This window comes from Streptomyces roseus (assembly GCF_001044425.1).
Lineage (GTDB): Bacteria > Actinomycetota > Actinomycetes > Streptomycetales > Streptomycetaceae > Streptomyces > Streptomyces roseus.
Genome location: NZ_LFML01000139.1, coordinates 1 through 2,169, shown reverse-complemented (window position 1 = coordinate 2,169; position 2,169 = coordinate 1). Strand labels below are relative to the sequence as shown.

The 2,169-nt window shown below is 74.0% G+C and carries 1 protein-coding gene and 1 pseudogene; both read right to left on the bottom strand.

The genetic code is table 11. The features are described 5' to 3' along the window. Positions 1 to 257: 257 nt before the first annotated feature. Positions 258 to 1,511 carry a phosphoribosylamine--glycine ligase gene (gene purD / locus ACS04_RS30080; RefSeq protein WP_048479987.1) on the bottom strand — a complete coding sequence of 418 codons (1,254 nt, stop codon included), beginning with the start codon at positions 1,509 to 1,511 and terminating at the stop codon, positions 258 to 260. Positions 1,512 to 1,571: 60 nt separating this feature from the next. Beyond that, positions 1,572 to 2,169, bottom strand: a pseudogene (locus ACS04_RS30075) (DNA polymerase III subunit gamma and tau); the annotation flags it as partial.

The following is a 2,169-nucleotide window of genomic DNA, read 5'->3' as shown; positions in this document are numbered from 1 at the left end:
CCCCCACTGTGACACCCGCCACTGACATCGCAATGCCGGTGGGCCAAGTGCCGGAATGCTTGGCATCGCACCCTAGTTGGGGAGCGACCGGCAGTCAGCCGGACCGGGTGACCATCACCCGATGGAATGGCTTTGGGTAAAGGTGGCCGCGTTCGAACGCGGCCGGATGCACTCGCACGCGGACACGCGCGCGGGCCCGGTGGGCACCTGGGTGCGCACCGGGCCCGCGGGCCGCCTGCCGTGCCGACCGGGCCTGCTCAGCGGCCTTCGGCCGCCTTGGCGGCGATGTCCGTACGGTGCTGGGAGCCGTCCAGCCGGATCCGCGCGACGGCCTTATACGCCTTCTCGCGGGCCTGTGCCAGATCGGAACCGGTCGCCGTCACCGAGAGCACGCGACCGCCCGCGCTGACGACGGCCCCGCCCTCGCTCCGGGTCCCGGCGTGCAGGACGTACGCGTCGGGCCCGTCCTCGGCGGCCACCTCGGCCAGGCCCTCGATCGGGTCCCCGGTGCGCGGGGTCTCCGGGTAGTTGTGGGAGGCGATGACGACGGTGACGGCCGCGTCCGCGCTCCAGCGCAGCGCCGGCTGGGCGTCCAGGGTGCCGTTGGCGGCGTTCAGCAGCACGCCCGCGAGCGGGGTCCGCAGCCGGGCCAGAACCACCTGGGTCTCGGGGTCGCCGAAGCGGGCGTTGAACTCGATGACCCGCACGCCGCGCGAGGTGATCGCGAGCCCGGCGTACAGCAGCCCGGAGAACGGGGTGCCGCGGTGGCGCAGCTCGTCCACGGTCGGCTGGAGGACGCTCTCCATGACCTCGTCGACCAGCTTCGGGTCGGCCCAGGGCAGGGGCGAGTACGCGCCCATGCCGCCGGTGTTGGGGCCCCGGTCCCCGTCGAGCGCGCGCTTGAAGTCCTGCGCGGGCTGGAGGGGGATGACCGTGACGCCGTCGGTGATGGCGAAGAGGGAGACCTCGGGGCCGTCGAGGTACTCCTCGATGACGACGCGGTCGCAGCCGAGCGCGTGCGCGCGGGCGGCGGCCCGGTCCTCCGTGACCACGACGCCCTTGCCGGCGGCGAGGCCGTCGTCCTTGACGACGTACGGGGCGCCGAAGGCGTCGAGGGCGGTGTCCACCTCTTCGGGGGTGGTACACACGTAGCTGCGGGCGGTCGGGACGTCGGCCGCGGCCATCACGTCCTTCGCGAACGCCTTGGAGCCCTCCAGCTGCGCCGCTTGCGCGGACGGGCCGAAGACGGGGATGCCGGCGGCGCGGACGGCGTCGGAGACCCCGGCGACCAGGGGCGCCTCGGGGCCGACGACGACCAGGTCGGCGCCGAGTTCGGTGGCGAGGCGGGCCACGGCCGCGCCGTCGAGGGCGTCGACCGGGCGCAGCTCCGCCACCTCGGCGATGCCGGCGTTGCCGGGAGCGCAGTACAGCGCGTTGACGTCGGGGTCGAGGGACAGAGAGCGGCACAGGGCGTGTTCGCGGGCGCCGCCGCCGATGACGAGGACCTTCACGCCATGCAGCCTAGCCCGCGTGGCGCGAAGCCCTTCGTGCGGCCACCCAATGAGACGGCCCTACTCGTTCGTGTATTCCTCTATGACCGTGGCTCCGAGCTCGCGCACGATGAGGTCGTGTCCGGTCAGGGCACTGTCGACCAGGTCCGGATCGTCCTCTTCCGGTACGTCGTCCTCGGGCGCGACCGGCGGGGGCGCCTGCCGTACGGGGGGCTGCTGCGCGGAGCCGCCCGGCCGGCCCGGCGGCTGCGGCGGCTGGTACGGCTGCTGCTGCGGGGCGGGAGCCGACTGCCGGTCGGAGGCCGGGGCGGCGGGCGGCGGGGTGTGGGCGGGAGCCGACGGGGCGGAGTAGGAGGACGGGGCGGCCGCGGGCTGGCCACCGCCCGAGCCCACCACGGCGTCGATCTTCCAGTTGACCTGGAACTGCTCGGCGAGGACCGCCTTCAGCACGTCCTCGCTGCCGCTGCTCGCGAAGTTGTCGCGGGCTCCGGGATTGGGGAAGCCCAGCTGGAGGGTGGTCCCGTCGAAGCCGGTGACCTGGGCGTTCTGACTGAGCAGGATCCAGGTGAAGCGGCGGCGGTTCTTGACGGCTTCGAGGATGCCGGGCCACATCGCCTGGACCTGCCCGGCGCCGGCGGCCATGCCGGGCGAGGGCGCG